This window comes from Pantoea sp. PNT03 (assembly GCF_014852515.1).
In the GTDB taxonomy this organism is placed as follows: Bacteria; Pseudomonadota; Gammaproteobacteria; order Enterobacterales; family Enterobacteriaceae; genus Pantoea; species Pantoea leporis.
The window spans coordinates 1-245 of record NZ_JACVBT010000035.1 but is presented as its reverse complement, the minus strand read 5'-3'; the positions used below and the strand labels follow the sequence as shown (position 1 = coordinate 245).

Sequence of the window (245 nt, the reverse complement as noted above, 5' to 3'; positions counted from 1 at the left end):
AGACAATCTGTGTGGGCACTCGCAGGATTGATATCCGCGTCTCCGGACGCAAAAAAATATCAAAGCCTCACGAGTGAACACATAATGAAATTCATTATGACGTTTTACAGATGAGCACCGCTGAACTTGTTTCAGCAAATCAAACTTAAATTGAAGAGTTTGATCATGGCTCAGATTGAACGCTGGCGGCAGGCCTAACACATGCAAGTCGAACGGTAGCACAGAGAGCTTGCTCTCGGGTGACG

1 rRNA gene is annotated in these 245 nt (G+C 46.1%); it reads left to right on the top strand.

The features are described 5' to 3' along the window. Nucleotides 1-147: 147 nt before the first annotated feature. A 16S ribosomal RNA gene (locus IB226_RS23155) occupies nt 148-245 on the top strand; the annotation flags it as partial.